The following is a 17,978-nucleotide window of genomic DNA, read 5'->3' as shown; positions in this document are numbered from 1 at the left end:
CATGTCCCTTCCCGACCTGCTGCAGCTGAGCCTCTCCGGGCTGATCCTGATCCTTCTCGTCGTGGTGCTGTTCACCCGGCGACGGTCTTCGGACGGCGACACGGCGACGGCGCTGGCGCCGCTGATGCAGCAGTCGGGCGAACGCCTCGAGCGCCTGGAGCGCGCGCTGCGCGACGAACTCAGCCGCGGCAACGCCGGGCTCCGTCAGGAGACGCTGGCGACGCTGACGCAGTTCCAGCAGGCGCTGGCCCAGCAGGCGGCGCGTGCGCGCGAGGCGCAGGACGCCGCCGCGTCGCGCATGACGACGGCGATGACCGAGCAGCTGCAGGCGCTCGGTCAGCGCAACGAGGCCGGCCTGGCCGAGACGCGCCGCACCGTCGAGGCGCGCCTGGAGGCCATCCAGCAGGACAACGAGAAGAAGCTCGAGCAGATGCGGGCGACCGTCGACGAGAAGCTGCACGCCACGCTGGAACAGCGCCTGGGCGAGAGCTTCAAGCAGGTCGCCGAGCGGCTGGAGCAGGTCTACCGCGGCCTGGGAGAGATGCAGACGCTGGCGCGTGACGTCGGCTCGCTGAACCGCGTGCTGACCAACGTCAAGACGCGCGGCATCTTCGGCGAGGTGCAACTGGCCGCGCTGCTGGAGCAGGTCTTCACGCCGGAGCAGTTCGCCTCGAACGTCGAGACGGTCCCGGGCACCGGCGCGCGTGTCGAGTTCGCCTTGAAGCTGCCCGGCCAGCGCGACGATGGCCAGCCGATCTGGCTGCCGATCGACGCCAAGTTCCCGCGCGAGGACTACGAGCGCCTGCTCGATGCCCAGGAGCGGGCCGACGCGCCGGCGGCGGAACAGGCCGGCCGCGCGATCGAGACGCGGCTGCGGCTGGAGGCAAAATCCATCCGCGAGAAATACCTCGGCCCGCCGCACACCACCGACTTCGCGCTGCTGTTCGTGCCCACCGAGGGTCTGTACGCCGAGGCGCTGCGCCGTCCCGGCCTGAGCGAGGCGCTGCAGCGCGAGCACAAGGTGATGCTGGTCGGCCCGACGACGTTGCTCGCGACGCTGTCCAGCCTGCAGATGGGCTTCCGCACGCTGGCGCTGGAGAAACGCTCCGCGGAGGTCTGGGACGTGCTGCGCGCGGTCAAGACCGAGTTCGGCAAGTTCGGCGACGTGCTCGCCAAGACGAAGAAGAAGCTCGACGAGGCCAGCAATAACATCGAACTCGCCGAGCGGCGCACGCGCGTCATGACGCGGGAGCTGAAGTCCGTCGAGGCGCTGCCCGAGGACCAGGCCGCGCGTGTGCTGAAGCTCGGGGCCGGTGCCGCGAACGCTGCCGGGGGCGGCGCGGGAGCCGGTGCCGACGGCGAGGTGGACCTCGAGGACGAAGGCGCCGCGGGATGAACGGCGACGCACCAGCGGCGAAGGGCTACACCGGTCTGAGTGCCGGCTTCGTGGCCGTCATCGCGTCGTTGGTCGCGGTGCACGCCTGCATGGCGACGACGCGCGTCGCCGCCACGCTGTGGGTGCTGCACCAGGGCTACGGCGGCGGCTTCGTCGGCGTGCTGCTCAGCCTGTTCGCCGTCGCGCCGCTGGGGCTGTCCCTGTGGGCCGGGCGGCTGGCCGACCGTCACGGTTTCCATCGCCCGGTGGGCATCGGCGTCGCGATGGCCTTCGCCGGCGCGGTGCTGGCGCTGTGCGCGCAGGTCCTGGGGTGGGTCTGGCTGCTCGCGCTGGGCTGCCTGCTGTGCGGCGGTGCGGTCGCGATCGCGGCGGTGGCGATCCAGCGCGAGGCGGGCCTGATGGCGCACGACGCGTCGCAGCTCAAGCGCGTGTTCAGCTGGGTGGCGCTCGGTCCGGCGCTGTCCAACGCGTTCGCGCCGGTCATCACCGGCATCGTCATCGACACGGCGGGATTCACCGCCGCGCTGGTGCTGTCGACGCTGCTGCCGCTCGCGGCCTGGGCGATCGCGCGGCGTGTGCCGCGCCACGTCCCCGCGCCCGCCGCCACCGGCGTCAAGCCGCGTCCCGCCTGGGACCTGTTGAAGGACCGCGGCCTGCGCAACCTGCTGATCGTCAACGTCGCGATGTCCTCGTGCTGGGACGCCCACAGCTTCGTGGTGCCCGTCGTGGGCCATGCGAAGGGCCTGTCGGCCTCGAGCATCGGCCTGGTGCTGGGCAGCTTCGCCGCGGCGGCGACGCTGGTCCGTCTGGCCATCGTCCGCTGGGCCCATCGCATCGACGACGTCAAGGCGCTGCGCGCCGCGATGGCGATCGCGACCGTCACGCTGCTGGTCTATGCCTGGCTGCCGGGCACGCTCGGCCTGATGCTCGGCTCGGCGGTGCTGGGACTGGCGCTGGGCGCGGTGCAACCGATGGTGCTCGCGACGATGCATCAGGTCACGCCGCCGGACCGCCACGGCCAGGCGCTCGGACTGCGGATGCTGGCCGCCAACGGCGCGACCGTCGCGATGCCGCTGGGCTTCGGCGTGCTGGCCGCCGCGAGCGTCGCGGCCGCGCCTTTGTGGCTGATGGCGTCGATCCTGGTCGGCGCGCAATGGGCGGCCCGTCAGATCGAATCGCCGGCGCGCGCGCCCTGATTCGCCGGTCGCGTCACGGACCTCGGTCGCCTCGTCCGACTCATTCGCCGGGGGCGATGGCGACCTGCCGGCGCGCTTCCTTGTGCTTCATGGCGACGTACTCCTCGAGCGACTGCTCGTGGAGTTGGCGCGCATAACGCTCGGTGGCCGCGAACCAGTCGCGCAGCCGCCGGTCGAGCCGCTGGTCGGCGGGCGTCGGCAGCGTGTCGAGGTAGGACTCGATCGCCAGGAAGTAGCGCATCGTGTTGCGCTCGGCGATGCCCTGGATGCCGCCCACGTAGCGCGGCCGGCCGTCGTCGTCGCGCCCGACCACGGTGAAGCCGACCTTGTCGCGGCCCGAGGTGGACAGGTAGGCGCTGGTCGCGACGCGCGCGGCGAAGTTGTTCACGTAGGCGTAGCGCAGCCGCACGAACGAGCGCTTCGCATCGATCGGCACCGCCTCCAGCGTCAGGCGGTAGTTGCTGGTGCCCATCGGTCCCTTGTTCGCGCTCATCTCGACGAGCAGGTACTGCGGCTGTGCCGCCAGGACCTGGAAGCGGAAGTCGAGGGCGTAGGCGTCCTCGATGGGCTGGTCGAACTTGCGGCCGACGGCCATGTGCAGCGTCGCGCCCGGCGCCTGATCGTCCTCGACAGCGCAGCGCTTGACGTTGGCCGGCAGCGTCAGCAGGTCGCACCAGGCGTCGGCATCGCGCAGCGCGCCGGACAGCGTCCCGAACGGATGGTCGACGACCGCATGCATCTCGCCGGTGGGGTGTTCGGTGTCATCCGCCGAGCTCAGCACGATGGGCTTCTGGAACGGGCTCTTCGACAGTTGCGGCGCGAGCTGGTCGTACTGCGCGCGCAGCCCGGCACCTTGCTGTGCCGACACCTCGGTGGCAATCAGGAGCAGGCCCAGCAGGACCGCGGCGTGCGCGACCCAGAACATCACGCCGTGATGCGGCGACGGGGGCTTCGAGTGCCGGAACATCCGTCCGAACGACGGGTGGGGACAGTGCGGGAAGGAACGCATGGCGAACTCCATCGCGGGCCAGAGAGCCGTTGATTCACCTTAAGAGATGCGAGCGGGGTGGTCTGTCGGACAAGGCCGCGTCGCCCCGTGCGGATGCGCTGTCGGCGGTCGTCCGCGGAGATCGGCGCCGGTTGGCGGGCCGTCGACGAGACCTTCGGCAACGCCGTCGCGGTGTCGGGTCGGGCCCCGCGTTCAACACCGCACTCGCGGTGTTGGGCGCCCGCGGACCTTCGCCTAGGATGGCCGTCAGCCCGGCGCAGGCCGGGCAGGAGCCGCACAAGATGTTGGGAACGCGCCGGACACCGACGCGGCGTCGATGCGCGCCGGACTGTCAGGGGATGAGGAGGTTCCGCGTCGTCAGGTCGTGGTCCGCCGGCGCGCGGGCTTTTGCGCTCGTGATCCTCGTGGGGGGCGCGTCGTCGGTGGGACCGGCGATGGCCCAGGAAGACCCCGCCGGCGCCTCCGCCGCCGAGGAAGTGGACCCGCAGGAGCCGCAGGGCGCGTTGAGCGTCGACGAGGCCCGCCGCCTGCTCGCCGAGCCGCTGTCCGACGCACCGGACGCGCGTTACGCGCAGCTTCAACGTCAGTGGCCGGCCGCGCGACGGATCGAGGACCGCGCCCGCCAGATCGAGATCGCCAAGGCGTTGATGACGCTGGGCCGCGGCCGGCCCGATGGCGAGGGCTGGATCCGGCTCTACCTGATCGCCGAGTACACCTGGGGCAGCTCCGGCGCCGCGCTGGCGGCGTGCGAGCCGCTGCTGGCCGACAGGCAGCTCAGCCCTGCCGCGCGCGCGGGCGTCGCGCTGCGCCAGACTTACTTCCTGGCCAACGGCGGTCAGGATCGCCTCGTGATGCTGCGGGCCTGGAGCCGGGCCGACGCGCTGGCGGCCGAGGCGCTCAAGCTGCAGCCCGGACTGCCGTTGACGATCGACCGGCTGCAGGTGCGCTCCGAGGTCGAGCGCCTGACCGGCGATGGCGCGGCGGCGGTCGCCACCTTGCGTCAGGCGGTCGCCCGCTCACGGGAACTGCTGCGTTCCGGCAACGGGCCAGGTGTCGCCGCGGACACGCTGCGGCAGTGGCAGGGTTGGCTGGACGGCTCGCAGGGGATGCTGGTCTACGCGTTGGTCGCGCAGGGGCGCACGCGCGAGGCCGCCGACATCGCGCAGGACAACCTGGCGCTGTGGCGGGCGGGGCAGCTCGAGGAAGGCCCCGGCGCGCGCTGGCACTACCGCGCCGCGACGGCGCTCAACGCGTCGCAGCAGCACGAGGAGGCGCTGGCCGCCGCACGGCAGTCCGAGGCGATGCTCGCGAAGGCGAACGCCTCGGCGGCGAGCCAGACGCGCTGGCTCGCCCGTCAGGAGATCGTGCGGGCGTTGCTCGGCCTCAAGCGCTGGACCGAGGCCGATCAGGCCTATCGCCAGTTCCTCGACGAGCTCGGTGCCGACGGCGTGGCGCGCAGCCGCGCGCAGGACAACCGGTTGAGCGCGCTGCTCGCGGCCAAGGCCGGGCGGCTGGATGAGGCCCTGGAGATCGCCGAGCGCACGCTGCGCTATCGCACGCGGATCTACGGGCCGGACCATCCGCAGACGCGCGAGAGCGCCGGCGTGCGCGCCGTCGTGCGGCTGCTGCGCGGGGACACGGGCGGCGCGATGGGCGACTACGAGCAGCTCTTCGCCGCGACGCTGGACCGCAGCGACGGCTGGGTGGACCTGGACGCGCGCGGCTTCCGCGGTTTCGTGCTCGGGCTGGCCTTCGACGAGTTCCTCGCGCATGCGGCCCGGCGCGCGGTGACGGGCGAGGCGCTGCCTCCGGCGGTCGTCGATCGCGCGCTGCAGATCGCCGACCGGCGCAAGCTCGGCAGCACGCAGCGCGCGCTGGCCGACAGCACGGCGCGGATGCTGGCGGCGACGCCGGAACTGCGCGGTCTGATCGATCGGGAGCAGACCTTGCGCAAGGCCGCGTCGGGGCAGTATGCGCAGGTGGCCGCGCTGATCGCGGACGAGGACAGGCTGCGCAAGGAAGTGTCGGGGGAAGCCTTCAAGGCCCTGCCGAAGGAGCAGCGCAAGCCGCGCGAGGACGCGCTGAAGGCGCTGCGCCAGCAGCTGCAGGCCCAGCAAGGGGTGGCCGCCAGCGCGCGCGAGACGCTCGCGGTGCAACGGCAGCAACTGGCCGCGGCCTATCCCGCCTATGCCGATCTGATCACGCCGGCGACGCCGGGTGCCGTCGCGCTCAGTGGCAGGCTGCGGGCCGGCGAGGGACTGCTGATCGTGCATGCGCTCGATGAACAGACGCTGGTCTGGCTGCTGCGCGCCGACGCGACACCGCAGTTCCGCGCGGTGCCCGAAGGCGCGGTCGCGCTGGCCCGACGGGTGAAGGCGCTGCGTCAGCGGCTCGACCTCAGCGCGATGCCGGCGGGGCGCGAGGTTCCGCTTGCACAGGCGCTGCCGGAGCTGCACGCGCTGTATCGCGATCTGCTCGCGCCGCTGAACCGGCAGGGCCTGAACACGCTGATCGTTGCGGGCGACGGGCCGCTGGCCGGGCTGCCGCTGGCAGCCCTCGTGACTGAAGCGCCCGCCGCCGGCCGTCCCGTGGCCTGGTTGCTGCGCCAGCAGGCGGTGGTGCAGCTGCCGTCGGGCGCCTCGCTGCAGGCCCTGCGCCGTGCCGGTCCGCCGGCGGCGGCGCCCCAGGCATTGCTCGGATTCGGGGATCCGGTGTTTGATCGGAGCGCGGGCGCGGCCACCACCATCCCGACTTCGACTTCGACTTCGACTTCGACTTCGACTTCGACCCAGGCCCAGGCGCCGAAGTCGAGCGCCCGCTCGCTGCACCTGCTCGCGCCGATGCCCACGCGTGCGGCCAGCCGCTACGACGCGCAACTCGGCTTCCGTTATGCCGACATCCCGCCGCTGCCGGAGACGCGCGCGGAGCTGCTGTCGATCGCACGTGCGCTCGGCGCCGATCCAGCCGCCGATCTGCGACTGGGCACTGCGGCGACACGCAGCGCCGTGCTGGCGACGCCGCTGGCGGACCGTCGCGTGCTCGCCTTCGCGACCCACGGACTGATGCCGGGCGAACTGCCCGGCATCTCCAAGCCGGCGCTGGCGCTGGCGGCCGAGGCCGACGACGCCGCCTCGCCCTTGCTGGAACTTGACGACGTGCTGACCCTGCGCCTGAACGCGCAGTGGGTGCTGCTCTCCGCCTGCAACACGGCGGCCGGCGAGCAGGGCGGCGCGGCGATGTCAGGCCTGGTGCGCGGCTTCTTCTTCGCCGGCGCGCGCTCGGTGCTGGCGACGCATTGGGCGGTGGAGTCCGCGTCCGCCGCGGCGTTGAGCGGCGCCGCGCTGCAGCCGGCCGACACGCGCGCCGGCGGCCTGCGTCGGGCGCAGCTGCAACTCGCCGACGGCCAGGAGGGGCAGGGCCGCTGGACGCATCCTTACTACTGGGCGGCCTACGCGCTGTTCGGGGACCCGGCGCAGTGATGATGTCGACCGCCGCACCTGGGATGAGCACACCATGACGACAACGATGAAACATGCGATGAGGGACGCCGCGCTGATCGCGGCGATGACGATGGTCTCGCTGGCTGCGCGGGCGCAGGCCTGCGAGGTCGCCGCGCTGGCGGGCGACGCGACACGCGTCGTCGCGGGCCAGGCGCAGCCCTTGAGGCTCGGCGACAGGGTGGGCGAGGGCGCCCAGCTGCGCACCGGCGACAACGGCCGCGTGCGGCTGCGCTGCCCCGACGGATCCAGCCTGGTCGTCGGCGATCGCAGCCAACTCACCTTGACCCGGCTGAACCTCGGCATCGACGCCGGCACGGGCGTCATGCCCGGTTATGCGGAGGGCGCCCGTGACGTGTCCCTGCTGCTGGAGCGCGGCCTGCTGGGCCAGAAGGTCACGCCGTCGGGCTCGGGCAAGTGGGAAGTGCGCACGCCGTCGGCGGTGACGGCGGTGCGCGGCACCGAGTTCCTCGTGGAGGTCGGCGACAACGAGCAGACCTCGGTGCACGTGCAGTCCGGCCAGGTGGCCGTGCTGCCGGGGCCGCGCGCCGCCGGACGGACCCGCGGACTGGGCGCGCAACTGCCGGTCGTCGTCGACCGCGCCGGCTGCACGGACTGCGAGGTGTCGCAGGGCTGCAGCGCCGCGACGCAATGGCCGGCGGACCGGGTCCGCGCGGCGCTGGACCGCTTGTCGGGGGTCTGATGAGGGTCCCGTCGCGCTGGACCTGGGCTCAACTGATCGTCGCGCTGCTGGTGACGGCGGCGGTGGGGATGCTATGGCTCTCGCGCTTCCAGGCCGGGCCGCTGGCTCGCCTGGACGGTGTGGTGCAGGACGCGCAGGCGCAATGGCGCGGCCGGCTCGCGCCGGGCACGACCTATCCGATCACGCTGGTGCGTTTCGACGACGCCAGTGCCGCGCGGTTCGGCGGCATGGCACCGGGGCGTCCGCTGCTCGCCGAGGTAATCACGCGACTGCAGGCCGCGAAGCCGCGCCTGATCGCCGTCGACATGCTGCTGCTCGACGCGAAGCCGGACAGCGACGCGGCACTGGCGGCCGCGATGCGCGGCGGCGTGCCGGTGCTGTTGCCGCTCGCGTTGCCGCCTGCAGCCAACGTCAGCGGCAACGGCAACGACGCGGCGGCTGCAGCTGCAGCAGCGCGCGCCGCCTCCGCGCCCGCCGGAAACGCCTCGCCCGTCCTGCTGTCGCAGGCCTTCATGCGTGCCGAAGGGGCGCCGCGCAGCGCGCTGCTGCCCGAGCGTGCCGACGCACCGCCGGAGCCGCTCCTGTCGGCGGCGAAGTCGCTCGGCCACGTCCAGGCGGAGCGCGAGATGGACGGCGCGCTGCGTCACGACCTGCCGGCGTTGCCGCTGGGCGGCGAGGTCTATCCGTCGCTGGCCGTGCGCATCGCCGGCGACGCGATGCGCCAGCCGTGGTCCGAGGCCACGCTGCGCTGGAGCCGCGACATCCGCTGGGGCACGCTGCACGTGCCGCTGGATCTGCTGTCGAGGCAGGGCGTCAACTATTACGGCCCGGCCGGTACCTTCCCATCGGTGTCGATGGCGGACCTCGTCGACGGCAAGGTCCCCGAAGACCTGCTGCGCCACCGCATCGTCATCCTCGGCGTGTCGGCGCTCGGCGCCGGCGACCACTTCCCGAGTCCCTTCGACGCCGGCCTGCCCGGCATGGAGCGGCTCGCGACCGTCGTCGACAACCTCCTGACCGGACGCACGCTGACGCGGCCGCCGTGGGCACCGCTCGCGGAGTCGGGCGCGCTGCTGGTGCTGCCGCTGCTGTGCGCGCTGCTGCTCGCGCGAGGATCGCTCTGGCGCGGTCTGCCCGTCGTGGCCTTGCTGGTCGGTGGCGGCGTCTACGGCGCGCAGTGGGCCTTCGAGGAGGCGCACCTCGTGCTGTCGCTGGCCTACCCGCTGCTGGCGGTGGCGGCGGCAAGCCTGGCCGCGCTGACGCTGCGCGCGCTGGCCGACCAGTCACGCCGGCGAGAGGCGTTGCGGCGGCTGACGGTGAGCGAGGAACGCTATGCACTGGCCGCGCAGGGCGCCAACGACGGTCTGTGGGATTGGGACATCCCGTCGGACCGGCTCGATGTCTCGGCGCGCTGGCTGGCGCTGATGGGCGACGCGCGGGCGCCCGACGAGGCCCCTGCCGGCGCGAAGCGCGCCTTCTGGCGCCGCGGCAGGCGGGGCGCGTCTGCGGACGCCGCGCGAGGCATCGGACGTTTCACGCGCCCGCTCGACGAGCCGGCGGCGGGACTCTTCCGTGCCGATCTCGACGCGCATCTGCAAGGCCGCAGTTTCCAGTTCCACCATGTGCTCCGTTTCACGCAGGGCGGTCAGACGCGGGCGCTGCTGGCGCGCGGCGTGGCGGTGCGACAGGGTGGCAAGCCGGTGCGCATGGCCGGCTCGCTGACCGACATCAGCGAGAACGAACGGCTGCAGGCGCAGGTGGCGCACGAGGCGATGCACGACCGGCTCACCGGACTCCCGAATCGCGCGCTGTTCGTCGAACTGGTCGCCCAGCGCCTGGCGAATCCGACGCCCGGCGTGCCGGTCGCCGTGGTGCTGGTGGGCCTGGACGATTTCCGCGCTTTCAACGAGCGTCACGGTCTGCTGGCCGGCGACGCGGTGCTGGTCGAGAGCGCGCGACGCCTGGCCGGGGGAACGGGCCGGACATCGCGGGCCGGGCGCGTCGTCGCGCGGCTGGGGGCGGACCAGTTCGGCGTGCTCTTCGAGGCCCGCATCGAAGCCGGCGCGCTCGTCGATCGCGTGCCCGAATGGGCCCTGGCGCGCATCGAGGAGCCATTCCTGGTCGATGCCGCCGACCACGTGGCGGCAGCGGAGGCGGACGCGGTCCCGGCCGCGCCGTCGACGACCGCGCGCACCGGGGCGCATCGCCTCACCGCCTGCGCCGGCTGGGCCTACACGGGACAAGGCAACTTTAGCCCCGACGACCTGATGTCCGCCGCGGAGAGCGCGCTGGCCCGCGCCAAGGCCGCCGGCGCCGGCCACGCGAAGCTGTTCGATCCGGCGCAGCAACTGGTCGAGCAGTCGCGGCGCTGGGTGAAGGAGAACATCGCGCGCGGCCTGGCGGCCGGGGAGTTCCAGCTCCACTACCAGCCTTTCGTGAGGTTGTCGGACCGCGCGCTGCTCGGCTTCGAGGCGTTGATCCGCTGGCAGCATCCGAGCCGGGGCCTGGTCATGCCGGGCGACTTCATCCCCGTGGCGGAGGAGAGCGGCCAGATCGTCGAGATCGGCCGCTGGACGTTGATCGAGGCGGCGCTGCAGCTGCGCCGCTGGCGCGAGATCGGCTTCAAGGGCGAGATCGCGGTGAACGTGTCGGGCGTGCAGCTGGCGCGGGACGACGAGCTGCTCAACGACGCGCGCGAGACGCTCAAGGCGTTGGGCGACGTGCCGGCCTCGCAGCTCAAGCTCGAGGTCACCGAGAGCATGGCGATGGCCAATCCGCAGCGCAGCGCCGAAGTGCTGCAGGAACTGGCGCGGATGGGCTTCAAGCTGTCGATCGACGATTTCGGGACGGGTTACTCGTCCCTCGCCTACCTGCACCGTTTCCCGTTCGACACGCTCAAGATCGACCGCAGCTTCGTGATGCGGCTGGGCGCCGGTCGCGAGTCGCGCGAGATCGTGCGCACCATCGTCGGCCTCGCCGACGCGCTCGGCAAGCAGACCCTGGCCGAGGGCGTCGAGGAGGAGGCACAGGCCGCGCTGCTGGAGACGCTCGGCGTGCAGGTCGCGCAGGGCTGGCTGTTCGCCAAGGCCCTGCCGCCCGAGGAGGCGAAGCGGCTCATCCAGACGGTGCCGTGGAGGAAGCCGCCGGCCTAGGCCTCAGGCCATGCCCTGGTGCCTCAGCAGCGCGTCGATCTGCGGTTCGCGGCCGCGGAAGGCCTTGAAGTTGTCCATCGCGTCGCGGACGCTGCCCATGGACAGGATCTCGTCGAGGTAGCGGCGGCCCGTCGCCGGGTTGAACACGCCTTCCTCCTCGAAGGCGCTCCAGCAGTCGGCGGACAGGACTTCCGCCCACTTGTAGCTGTAGTAACCCGCCGCGTATCCGCCGGCGAAGATGTGCGAGAAGCTGTGCTGGAAACGGTTGAACGCCGGCGCCGGCAGGACCGACACCTCCGCCCGCACCTCGTCCAGCAGTTCCTGCACGCGCGTCTCCGCGCCGGGCTCCGCATGCAGCCGCATGTCGAAGAGCGCGAACTCGATCTGGCGCAGCGTCTGCAGTCCGGCCTGGAAGTTCTTCGCCGCCAGCATCTTGTCGAACAGCGCGCGCGGCAGCGGTTCGCCGGTGTCCACGTGCGCGGACAGCTGCTGGATCACTTCCCATTCCCAGCAGAAGTTCTCCATGAACTGGCTCGGCAGCTCGACGGCATCCCATTCGACGCCCGAGATGCCGGACACGCCCAGCTCCGCCACGCGCGTCAGCAGGTGGTGCAGGCCGTGGCCGCATTCGTGGAAGAGGGTGGTGACGTCGTCGTGCGTCAGCAGCGCCGGCTTGCCGTCCGCGCCCTGCGGGAAGTTGCACACCAGGTGCGCGACGGGGATCTGTTCCGCGCCGCTGGCGCTCAAGTCCGGGCGGGCCCAGCGGCTGCGGACCTCGTCCATCCACGCGCCCGGCCGCTTGCCGTTGCGCGCGTACAGGTCCAGGTAGACCTGTCCGATCAGCCGGCCATCGCGGCGCAACTCGCAGAACTGCACCGAGTCGTGCCACACCGACGCCGTCGCCGGGATCAGTTGCACGCCGAACAGCCGGTCGACGATGCGGAACAGCCCCTCCAGCACGCGAGGCAGGGTCAGGTATTGCCGCACCTCCTGGTCGGAGAAGGCGTACCGGGCTTCCTTCAGCTTCTCGGACACGAAGGGCGTGTCCCAGGCCTGCAGGTCTTCCATGCGCAGCGCCGCCTTGGCGAAGTCGCGCAGTTCGTCGAGGTCGCGTTGCGCATACGGACGGGCGCGGCCCGCCAGGTCACGCAGGAACTCCAGCACCTGCGCGGGCGAGGTGGCCATCTTCGGCACCAGCGAGGCCTCGGCGAAGTTGGCGAAGCCCAGCAGACGGGCTTCTTCCTGGCGCAGCATCAGCAGTTCCTGCATCAGCGGGCCGTTGTCCCAGTCCGGCTTGTCGCCGAGTTCGCTGGCGCGCGTCACGTAGGCGCGGTACAGCCGCTCGCGCAGCGCGCGGTCCTCGGCGTACTGCATCACCGGCATGTAGACGGGGAAGTGCAGCGTGAGCTTGTGCGTGTCGGGATCGGTGTTGCCGTCCTTTTCGGCCGCGGCGCGCGCGTTGGCGATCACGTCCGGCGGCACGCCCTTCAACTCGGAGGCCTTCGCGAGATAGCTCCAGCCGTCGGTCGCGTCCATCACGTGTTCCGAGAAGGCCTGGCCGAGCTCGGCGCCGCGCTCCTGGATCTTCGCGAAGCGCTCCTTGGCTTCGCCCTGGAGCTCGGCGCCGGACAGGACGAAATCGCGGATGGCGTGCTTCAGCAACTGGGCGCGCTCGGGCGTCAGACCGGGCAGGGCGGCGATCGCCTTGTACTTGGCGTAGAGCGCCTCGTTGGCGCCGAGCGCCGTGTAGAACTCGGTGACTGCCGGCAGCATCGCGTTGTAGGCCTCGCGCAGCGCCGGCGTGTTGGCGACCGCGTTCAGGTGGCCGACGGCGCCCCAGGCCGTGCCCAGACGCTCCGAGGCGACGTTCAAGGTGCGGGACAGGAATTCGTAGTCGGCGGGGGCGTCGGACGCCGTCACCTGGTCGAGCGCCTTCTGGGCTTCGGCCAGCAGCTCGGCGATGGCGGGCTGGATGTGCGACGGGTCGATCGCGGCGAAATCGGGCAGCGGCGCGGTCGAGAGCAGCGGGTTCGCGGCGGAGGATGCGGCGGCTGGCGCGGCGGCGGTGGAATCGGTCATGCAGGCCTCGTGAGTCTGACGAAATGCCGGGACAGTGTCTCAGCCTTTCGCGCGCGGATGCGCGGGAGGTTTCTATCGTGAGGGCGGCGTCCCGGCTATCAAGCCGGGTCCGCCGCTCACGAGACCTGCATTCTCTGCCTCAGAACGTCTCCCAGTCGCCGTCGTCGGCCGCCGGCGCGGGCCGGGGCGGCGGCGGGGCGGACGTCGTCGGCGCGGGGCGGGGGGCGGTCTTCGCGGCGGGCGCCGGCGACTTCGGGCGGTTGGCCGCGGCGCCGTTCGAGGCGGTAGTCGCGGCTTGCGCGGCCTTGGGGGCGGATGAGGGCTTGTGCACCGCGGCCGACGTGGCGGGGGCCAGCGAGGCCTTCGCCGTGCCCGCCGGAGCAGCGTTCGCGGGCGGCCGCGCCGACGACGTCGGGGCCGGTTTTGCGCTGCGGACGACCGCCGGCGGCATGCCGTCCGCGCCCAGGCGGAAGACCGACACGACCTCGGTCAGACGGTGCGCCTGGTCCTTGAGGCTTTCGGCCGCGGCCGCCGATTCCTCGACCAGCGCCGCGTTCTGCTGCGTCATCCGGTCCAGTTGAACGACCGCATCGTTGACCTGCGCGATGCCGCTGCTCTGCTCGGTCGACGCCGCGGTGATCTCGCCGATGATGTCGGTCACGCGCTGCACGCTGCCCACGATGTCGCTCATCGACGCGCCCGCCGCCTGCACCAGCCGGGAACCGGCCTCGACGCTGGTCACGCTCGCGCCGATCAACGTCTTGATCTCCTTGGCCGCCTCGGCGCTGCGCTGCGCCAGCGAGCGCACTTCGCTCGCGACGACCGCGAAGCCCCGGCCCTGCTCGCCGGCACGGGCCGCCTCGACGGCGGCATTCAGCGCCAGGATGTTGGTCTGGAACGCGATGCCGTCGATCGTGCCGATGATGTCGTTGATCTTCCGGGAGCTGGCGGTGATCTCGTCCATCGTCGAGACCACCTGGCCGACCACCTCGCCGCCGCGCGCGGCCGCGCTGGAGGCGCTCGACGCCAGCTGGTTGGCCGTCTGCGCCGCGTCGGCGGTCTGGCGCACCGTCGCCGTCAATTCCTCCATCGAGGACGCGGCCTGCTGCAGGTTGGACGCCGTTTCCTCAGTGCGCTGCGACAGGTCCTGCGAGCCGATCGCGATCTCGCTGGATGCCGTCGTGATCGAGTTGCTGGCCGCGCGCACGTCCAGCAGGATGCGCTGGATCTTCTCGGCGAACAGGTTGAACGATGCCGCGATCCGGCCGACCTCGTCGCGGCCGCCGGCGGGCAGGCGCTGCGTCAGATCGCCGTCGCCGGCGCTGATGTCGTCGAGCGCGGCGCGCACGCGGTCCACGCCGCTGAGCATCGCGCTGATCGTGCCCGTCATCGCGAGTGCCGCGACCGCCATCATGACCAAGGCCGTGATCACCGCGGTGCGCAGCAGCGCGCTCAGCGAGGCCAGCGCCTCGTCCTTCTTCGCGGCGACGAAGAGCTGCCAGTCGGTGTCCGCGATCGGCGTGCCGCTGACCAGGAAGGCGTCGCCGCCCACGCTCGCTTCCACCCAGCCCGCGGCCGGATCGAGCGCCGTGGCCAGCGCCTGTGGCGTCAGCTGTTCGGAGATGGCGGTGGCGTCCTTCAATGCCAGCTTGGCGTCGGGGTGCGCGACGATCTTGCCGTCCTTGGACATCAGGAACGCGAAGCCGCCCGGCGTCGGCTTGATCGCCTGGACCGTGGCGACGACATCGTCCAGGAACACATCCGTCGCGATGACGGCCTTGGTGCCGCCGCCGCTCTTGTCCGCCGCGGCGAAGGTCACCACCAGCCGGCCCTTGGAAGCGTCCATGTAGGGCGCGGTCAGCACGGTGCCCGACGCGGAGGCCGCGCCGGTGTACCAGGGGCGCGCCGTGGGGTCGTAGTCGGCCGGCAGGTTCTGCGGCGTGTTGAAGACGATCTTCTTGTCGGCGAAGCCGACGTAGGCGGCCTCGAGCCGCCCCGATTTGGCGGCCTGCTGCAGCAGCGGCACCGGATCGGCCGCCGCGATGGCCGGCTGCAACGCCGCGACGATGTCGCGCTGCGAGCGGACCCACTGGCGGATCGCGTCGGAACGCGCCGCGGCCAGTTCATCGAGGGATTCGGAGACCTGCTGGCGGGTATGGCCCCGCACGGTCACGTAGTTGGCGACGGTGATCGCCAGCAGCGTCAGGGCGACGATGCCGACGCCCAGCGCGATCAGCCGGGTCTTGATCGAGTCGAACATGAACGGGCTCCTTGGCTGTTGCCTATTGCCTGTCTGCCGACGCCGGGCTTTCCGCTCTCAGGCGTCGCCTCCACGATCCACTCTCTGTGCGTCGTGCGCGGCCATGGCACGCGCACCGACCAAGAAAACGCCCGGGCGTGCCGGGCGTCTTGTCGTTCGGTCAGGCGACCGTCATCGCATCCATCAGTCCCATGTCCGCGCTGGACATCAGGCCCTCGATGTCGATCAGGATCAGCATGCGCTCGGCGACGGCGCCGATGCCCATGATGAAGCTGGTGTTGACGGTGCTGGCGCTGAGTTCCGGGGCCGGACGGATCACGTCGCGGTTCAGTTCCAGCACGTCGGACACCGAGTCCACCACCGCGCCGACGACGCGGTTCTTGACGTTCAGCACGATCACGACGGTGAAGCTGTTGTACTCGGCCGTCGCGCAGCCCAGCTTCAGACGCAGGTCGACGATCGGGACGATCACGCCGCGCAGATTCACGACGCCCTTGATGAAGTCGGGCGCGTTGGCGATGCGGGTCGGCTGCTCGTAGGAACGGATCTCCTGGACCTTCAGGATGTCGATGCCGTATTCCTCCTGACCCAGGCGGAAGGTCAGGTACTCGCCGCTGGCGGGCGCGGCATTCGCGGCGCCGTGCGGGACCAGCGCGCTGGAGTTCGCTTGCACGACTTGCGTGCCGGTTTGTTGGACGATTTCCATGTGTTGACCTCGTGCGGCTGATTAGAAGGTTTCCCAGTCGCCGTCATCGGCGGTGGTGGCCGGGACGACCGGCTTGGGAGTGAGCGGTGCGGGCGCGGCCTTGGGCGAGACCGCGGGCTTGACGACGGCCGGCTTGGCCGCCGTCGTGGCGGTGGACTTGATGGTGGCCGAGGAGGCCGCCTTTGCCGGCGTGGCCTTGAACGCGGCCTTCACGGCGGCAGGCTTGGCCGGCGCGGCCTTGCTCTCGAACTTCGCGGCAGGCTTGACCGGCGCCATCGCCGTCGTGGCGCCGTGCGTTGCCGGCGTCGCGGTGTCGGACTTGGCCGTGAATGCCGTCGCCGACAGCGCCGGCGCATGGCCCGACACGCGGAAGCGGTCGACCACGCCGCCCAGGCGTTCGGCCTGGTCCTTCAGGCTTTCCGCGGCGGCGGCGGACTGCTCGACCAGCGCGGCGTTCTGCTGCGTCATCTGGTCCAGGTTGCTCACGCCCTGGTTGACCTGGCTGATGCCGTCGCTCTGCTCGCTGGACGCGGCGGTGATCTCGCCGATGATGTCCGTCACGCGCTGCACGCTGGAGACGATGTCGCTCATCGTGCTGCCGGCTTCCTGCACCAGGCGCGAGCCGGTCTCGACGCGTTCGACGCTGGCGCCGATCAGGGTCTTGATCTCGCGGGCGGCCTCGGCACTGCGCTGTGCCAGCGAACGGACCTCGCCGGCCACGACCGCGAAGCCGCGGCCCTGTTCGCCGGCGCGCGCCGCTTCCACGGCCGCGTTCAGCGCCAGGATGTTGGTCTGGAAGGCAATGCCGTCGATCGTGCCGATGATGTCGCTGATGCGCTTGGAGCTGGCGTTGATCTCGTCCATCGTCGAGACCACCTGGCTCACCACCTCGCCGCCCTTGGCCGCCGCGCCGGAGGCGGAGGAGGCCAACTGGTTGGCGGTGCGCGCCGAGTCGGCGGTCTGCTTGACGGTGCCGGTCAGCTGGACCAGCGAGGACGCGGCTTCCTGCAGGTTGGATGCGGTCTGTTCGGTGCGGCTGGACAGGTCCTGGTTGCCGGTGGCGATCTCGACCGAGGCGGTACGGATCGAATCGGCGGCCGTGCGCAGCTGGCCGACCATCGACTGCAGCGCTTCCTGCATGTGGTGCAACGAACGCATCAGCTTGGACGCCTCGTCGACGCCTTCGACCGGCTTCATCGTGCGCGACAGGTCGCCTTCGGCGATCGCGGCGGCGAGGGCCTCGGCGTCGGCCAGCGGCGCGCAGATGGTCTGCATGTTCAGCAGCGTCAGCGGCACCACGACGATGGCTGCGAACACCAGCACCAGGCCGAAGGTCCACAGCACGCCGCCCTGGGTGCTTTCCATGCCCTTGCGCATCGCTTCCGATTGCGCTTCGAGTCGCGTGCTCAGTTCGTCGAGCTGCTTCTCGGCTTCGACCACCTGATCCTTGGCCGGTTGCAGCAGCCGGTCGGCGACCGCGGCGTGATCGTAGGCGCCAGCCTCCAGCTGTGTCACGACGTTCGTGGACTTCGCGGCGTAGGTTTCCAGCGCGGTCTGCAGCTTCTTGATCGCGTCCTGGTCGTCGGCACCGCTGAGCTTGGCGAGTTCGGTCAACTGCTCCGAAGCCTTCTTGCGGGCGGCGTCCCACTTGGCGTGGCGATCCTTCACCACGTCCGGCTTCTCGTAGTTGATGATCATGTCCTTCTCATGGACACGGAGCTTGCCCATCGTGCCCGTGAGATCGCCGAGCAGATTGCCGCGCGCGGTCGATTTCTCGAGGAACTCCTGCGTCTGGCCGCGCATCGACTGCATGCCGAACAGGCCGACGCTGCCGACCACCATCAGCAGCGCCAGCACGATGCCGATCGCGCCGATCATGCGGGTCCGGATGCTGAATTGACGCATCAACGCGCTGAAATTCATGTCTACCTCTTATGCGTTGGGCGCCGGCCTGCCGGCCGACGTCCGCCCTGATTCAAA

General features: G+C 71.3%; 10 protein-coding genes. 5 read left to right on the top strand and 5 right to left on the bottom strand.

Annotated features, from left to right (window positions below):
• The first annotated feature begins 1 nt into the window (after position 1).
• Both ACQ859_RS25495 and ACQ859_RS25490 read left to right on the top strand, forming a co-directional pair.
• Positions 2-1,396 carry a DNA recombination protein RmuC gene (locus ACQ859_RS25495; protein WP_431263308.1) on the top strand — a complete coding sequence of 465 codons (1,395 nt, stop codon included), beginning with the start codon at positions 2-4 and terminating at the stop codon, positions 1,394-1,396.
• Positions 1,393-2,592 carry an MFS transporter gene (locus tag ACQ859_RS25490; RefSeq protein WP_431263307.1) on the top strand — a complete coding sequence of 400 codons (1,200 nt, stop codon included), beginning with the start codon at positions 1,393-1,395 and terminating at the stop codon, positions 2,590-2,592. The genes ACQ859_RS25495 and ACQ859_RS25490 overlap by 4 nt, the downstream gene beginning before the upstream one ends.
• A 40-nt stretch (positions 2,593-2,632) precedes the next feature.
• Here the strand turns inward: ACQ859_RS25490 and ACQ859_RS25485 are convergent, their stop codons facing one another.
• Entirely contained in the window at positions 2,633-3,601 is a 969-nt protein-coding gene (locus ACQ859_RS25485; RefSeq protein WP_431263306.1) for a hypothetical protein, read from the bottom strand.
• Positions 3,602-4,035: 434 nt separating this feature from the next.
• On the opposite strand from ACQ859_RS25485, the gene ACQ859_RS25480 reads away from it, so the two are divergent.
• From ACQ859_RS25480 to ACQ859_RS25470, 3 genes are read left to right on the top strand one after another with little or no spacing between them, the layout of a single operon-like run.
• Complete coding sequence (locus ACQ859_RS25480) at positions 4,036-7,080, top strand: CHAT domain-containing protein (protein ID WP_431263305.1); 3,045 nt, start codon at positions 4,036-4,038, stop codon at positions 7,078-7,080.
• A 34-nt stretch (positions 7,081-7,114) separates the two neighbouring features.
• Positions 7,115-7,801: a FecR family protein gene (locus ACQ859_RS25475; RefSeq protein ID WP_431263304.1), complete on the top strand. Its 687-nt coding sequence runs from the start codon at positions 7,115-7,117 to the stop codon at positions 7,799-7,801.
• The gene (locus ACQ859_RS25470) at positions 7,801-10,953 is read left to right on the top strand and encodes an EAL domain-containing protein (RefSeq protein ID WP_431263303.1); all 3,153 of its coding nucleotides are present in this window, start codon (positions 7,801-7,803) and stop codon (positions 10,951-10,953) included. Before ACQ859_RS25475 ends, ACQ859_RS25470 begins: the two co-directional genes overlap by 1 nt.
• Before the next feature lie 3 nt (positions 10,954-10,956).
• On the opposite strand, the gene ACQ859_RS25465 is transcribed toward ACQ859_RS25470, so the two are convergent.
• From ACQ859_RS25465 to ACQ859_RS25450, 4 genes are all read right to left on the bottom strand, one after another.
• Positions 10,957-13,032 carry a M3 family metallopeptidase gene (locus ACQ859_RS25465; RefSeq protein WP_431263302.1) on the bottom strand — a complete coding sequence of 692 codons (2,076 nt, stop codon included), beginning with the start codon at positions 13,030-13,032 and terminating at the stop codon, positions 10,957-10,959.
• Positions 13,033-13,171: 139 nt separating this feature from the next.
• A complete protein-coding gene (locus tag ACQ859_RS25460; RefSeq protein ID WP_431263301.1) occupies positions 13,172-15,292 on the bottom strand; it encodes a methyl-accepting chemotaxis protein in 2,121 nt (706 codons plus the stop codon).
• A gap of 160 nt (positions 15,293-15,452) precedes the next feature.
• Positions 15,453-15,998, bottom strand: coding sequence for a chemotaxis protein CheW (locus ACQ859_RS25455; protein WP_088403372.1), 546 nt, complete (start codon positions 15,996-15,998; stop codon positions 15,453-15,455).
• A 21-nt stretch (positions 15,999-16,019) separates the two neighbouring features.
• Positions 16,020-17,921, bottom strand: a complete 1,902-nt coding sequence (locus ACQ859_RS25450) for a methyl-accepting chemotaxis protein (protein WP_431263300.1) — start codon at positions 17,919-17,921, stop codon at positions 16,020-16,022.
• Positions 17,922-17,978 lie beyond the last annotated feature (57 nt).

This window comes from Roseateles chitinivorans (assembly GCF_050632235.1).
Lineage (GTDB): Bacteria > Pseudomonadota > Gammaproteobacteria > Burkholderiales > Burkholderiaceae_C > Roseateles > Roseateles chitinivorans_A.
Note: the sequence above shows the minus strand (reverse complement) of the source record. Positions and strands in the feature narration are given on the sequence as shown.

What these genes read in the sequence shown, in the direction of transcription:
- ACQ859_RS25495 (WP_431263308.1), top strand. Translation starts at nt 2, where the DNA reads ATGTCCCTTCCCGACCTGCTGCAGCTGAGCCTCTCCGGGCTGATCCTG.
- ACQ859_RS25490 (WP_431263307.1), top strand. Translation starts at nt 1,393, where the DNA reads ATGAACGGCGACGCACCAGCGGCGAAGGGCTACACCGGTCTGAGTGCC.
- ACQ859_RS25485 (WP_431263306.1), bottom strand. Translation starts at nt 3,601, where the DNA reads ATGCGTTCCTTCCCGCACTGTCCCCACCCGTCGTTCGGACGGATGTTC.
- ACQ859_RS25480 (WP_431263305.1), top strand. Translation starts at nt 4,036, where the DNA reads ATGGCCCAGGAAGACCCCGCCGGCGCCTCCGCCGCCGAGGAAGTGGAC.
- ACQ859_RS25475 (WP_431263304.1), top strand. Translation starts at nt 7,115, where the DNA reads ATGACGACAACGATGAAACATGCGATGAGGGACGCCGCGCTGATCGCG.
- ACQ859_RS25470 (WP_431263303.1), top strand. Translation starts at nt 7,801, where the DNA reads ATGAGGGTCCCGTCGCGCTGGACCTGGGCTCAACTGATCGTCGCGCTG.
- ACQ859_RS25465 (WP_431263302.1), bottom strand. Translation starts at nt 13,032, where the DNA reads ATGACCGATTCCACCGCCGCCGCGCCAGCCGCCGCATCCTCCGCCGCG.
- ACQ859_RS25460 (WP_431263301.1), bottom strand. Translation starts at nt 15,292, where the DNA reads ATGTTCGACTCGATCAAGACCCGGCTGATCGCGCTGGGCGTCGGCATC.
- ACQ859_RS25455 (WP_088403372.1), bottom strand. Translation starts at nt 15,998, where the DNA reads ATGGAAATCGTCCAACAAACCGGCACGCAAGTCGTGCAAGCGAACTCC.
- ACQ859_RS25450 (WP_431263300.1), bottom strand. Translation starts at nt 17,921, where the DNA reads ATGAATTTCAGCGCGTTGATGCGTCAATTCAGCATCCGGACCCGCATG.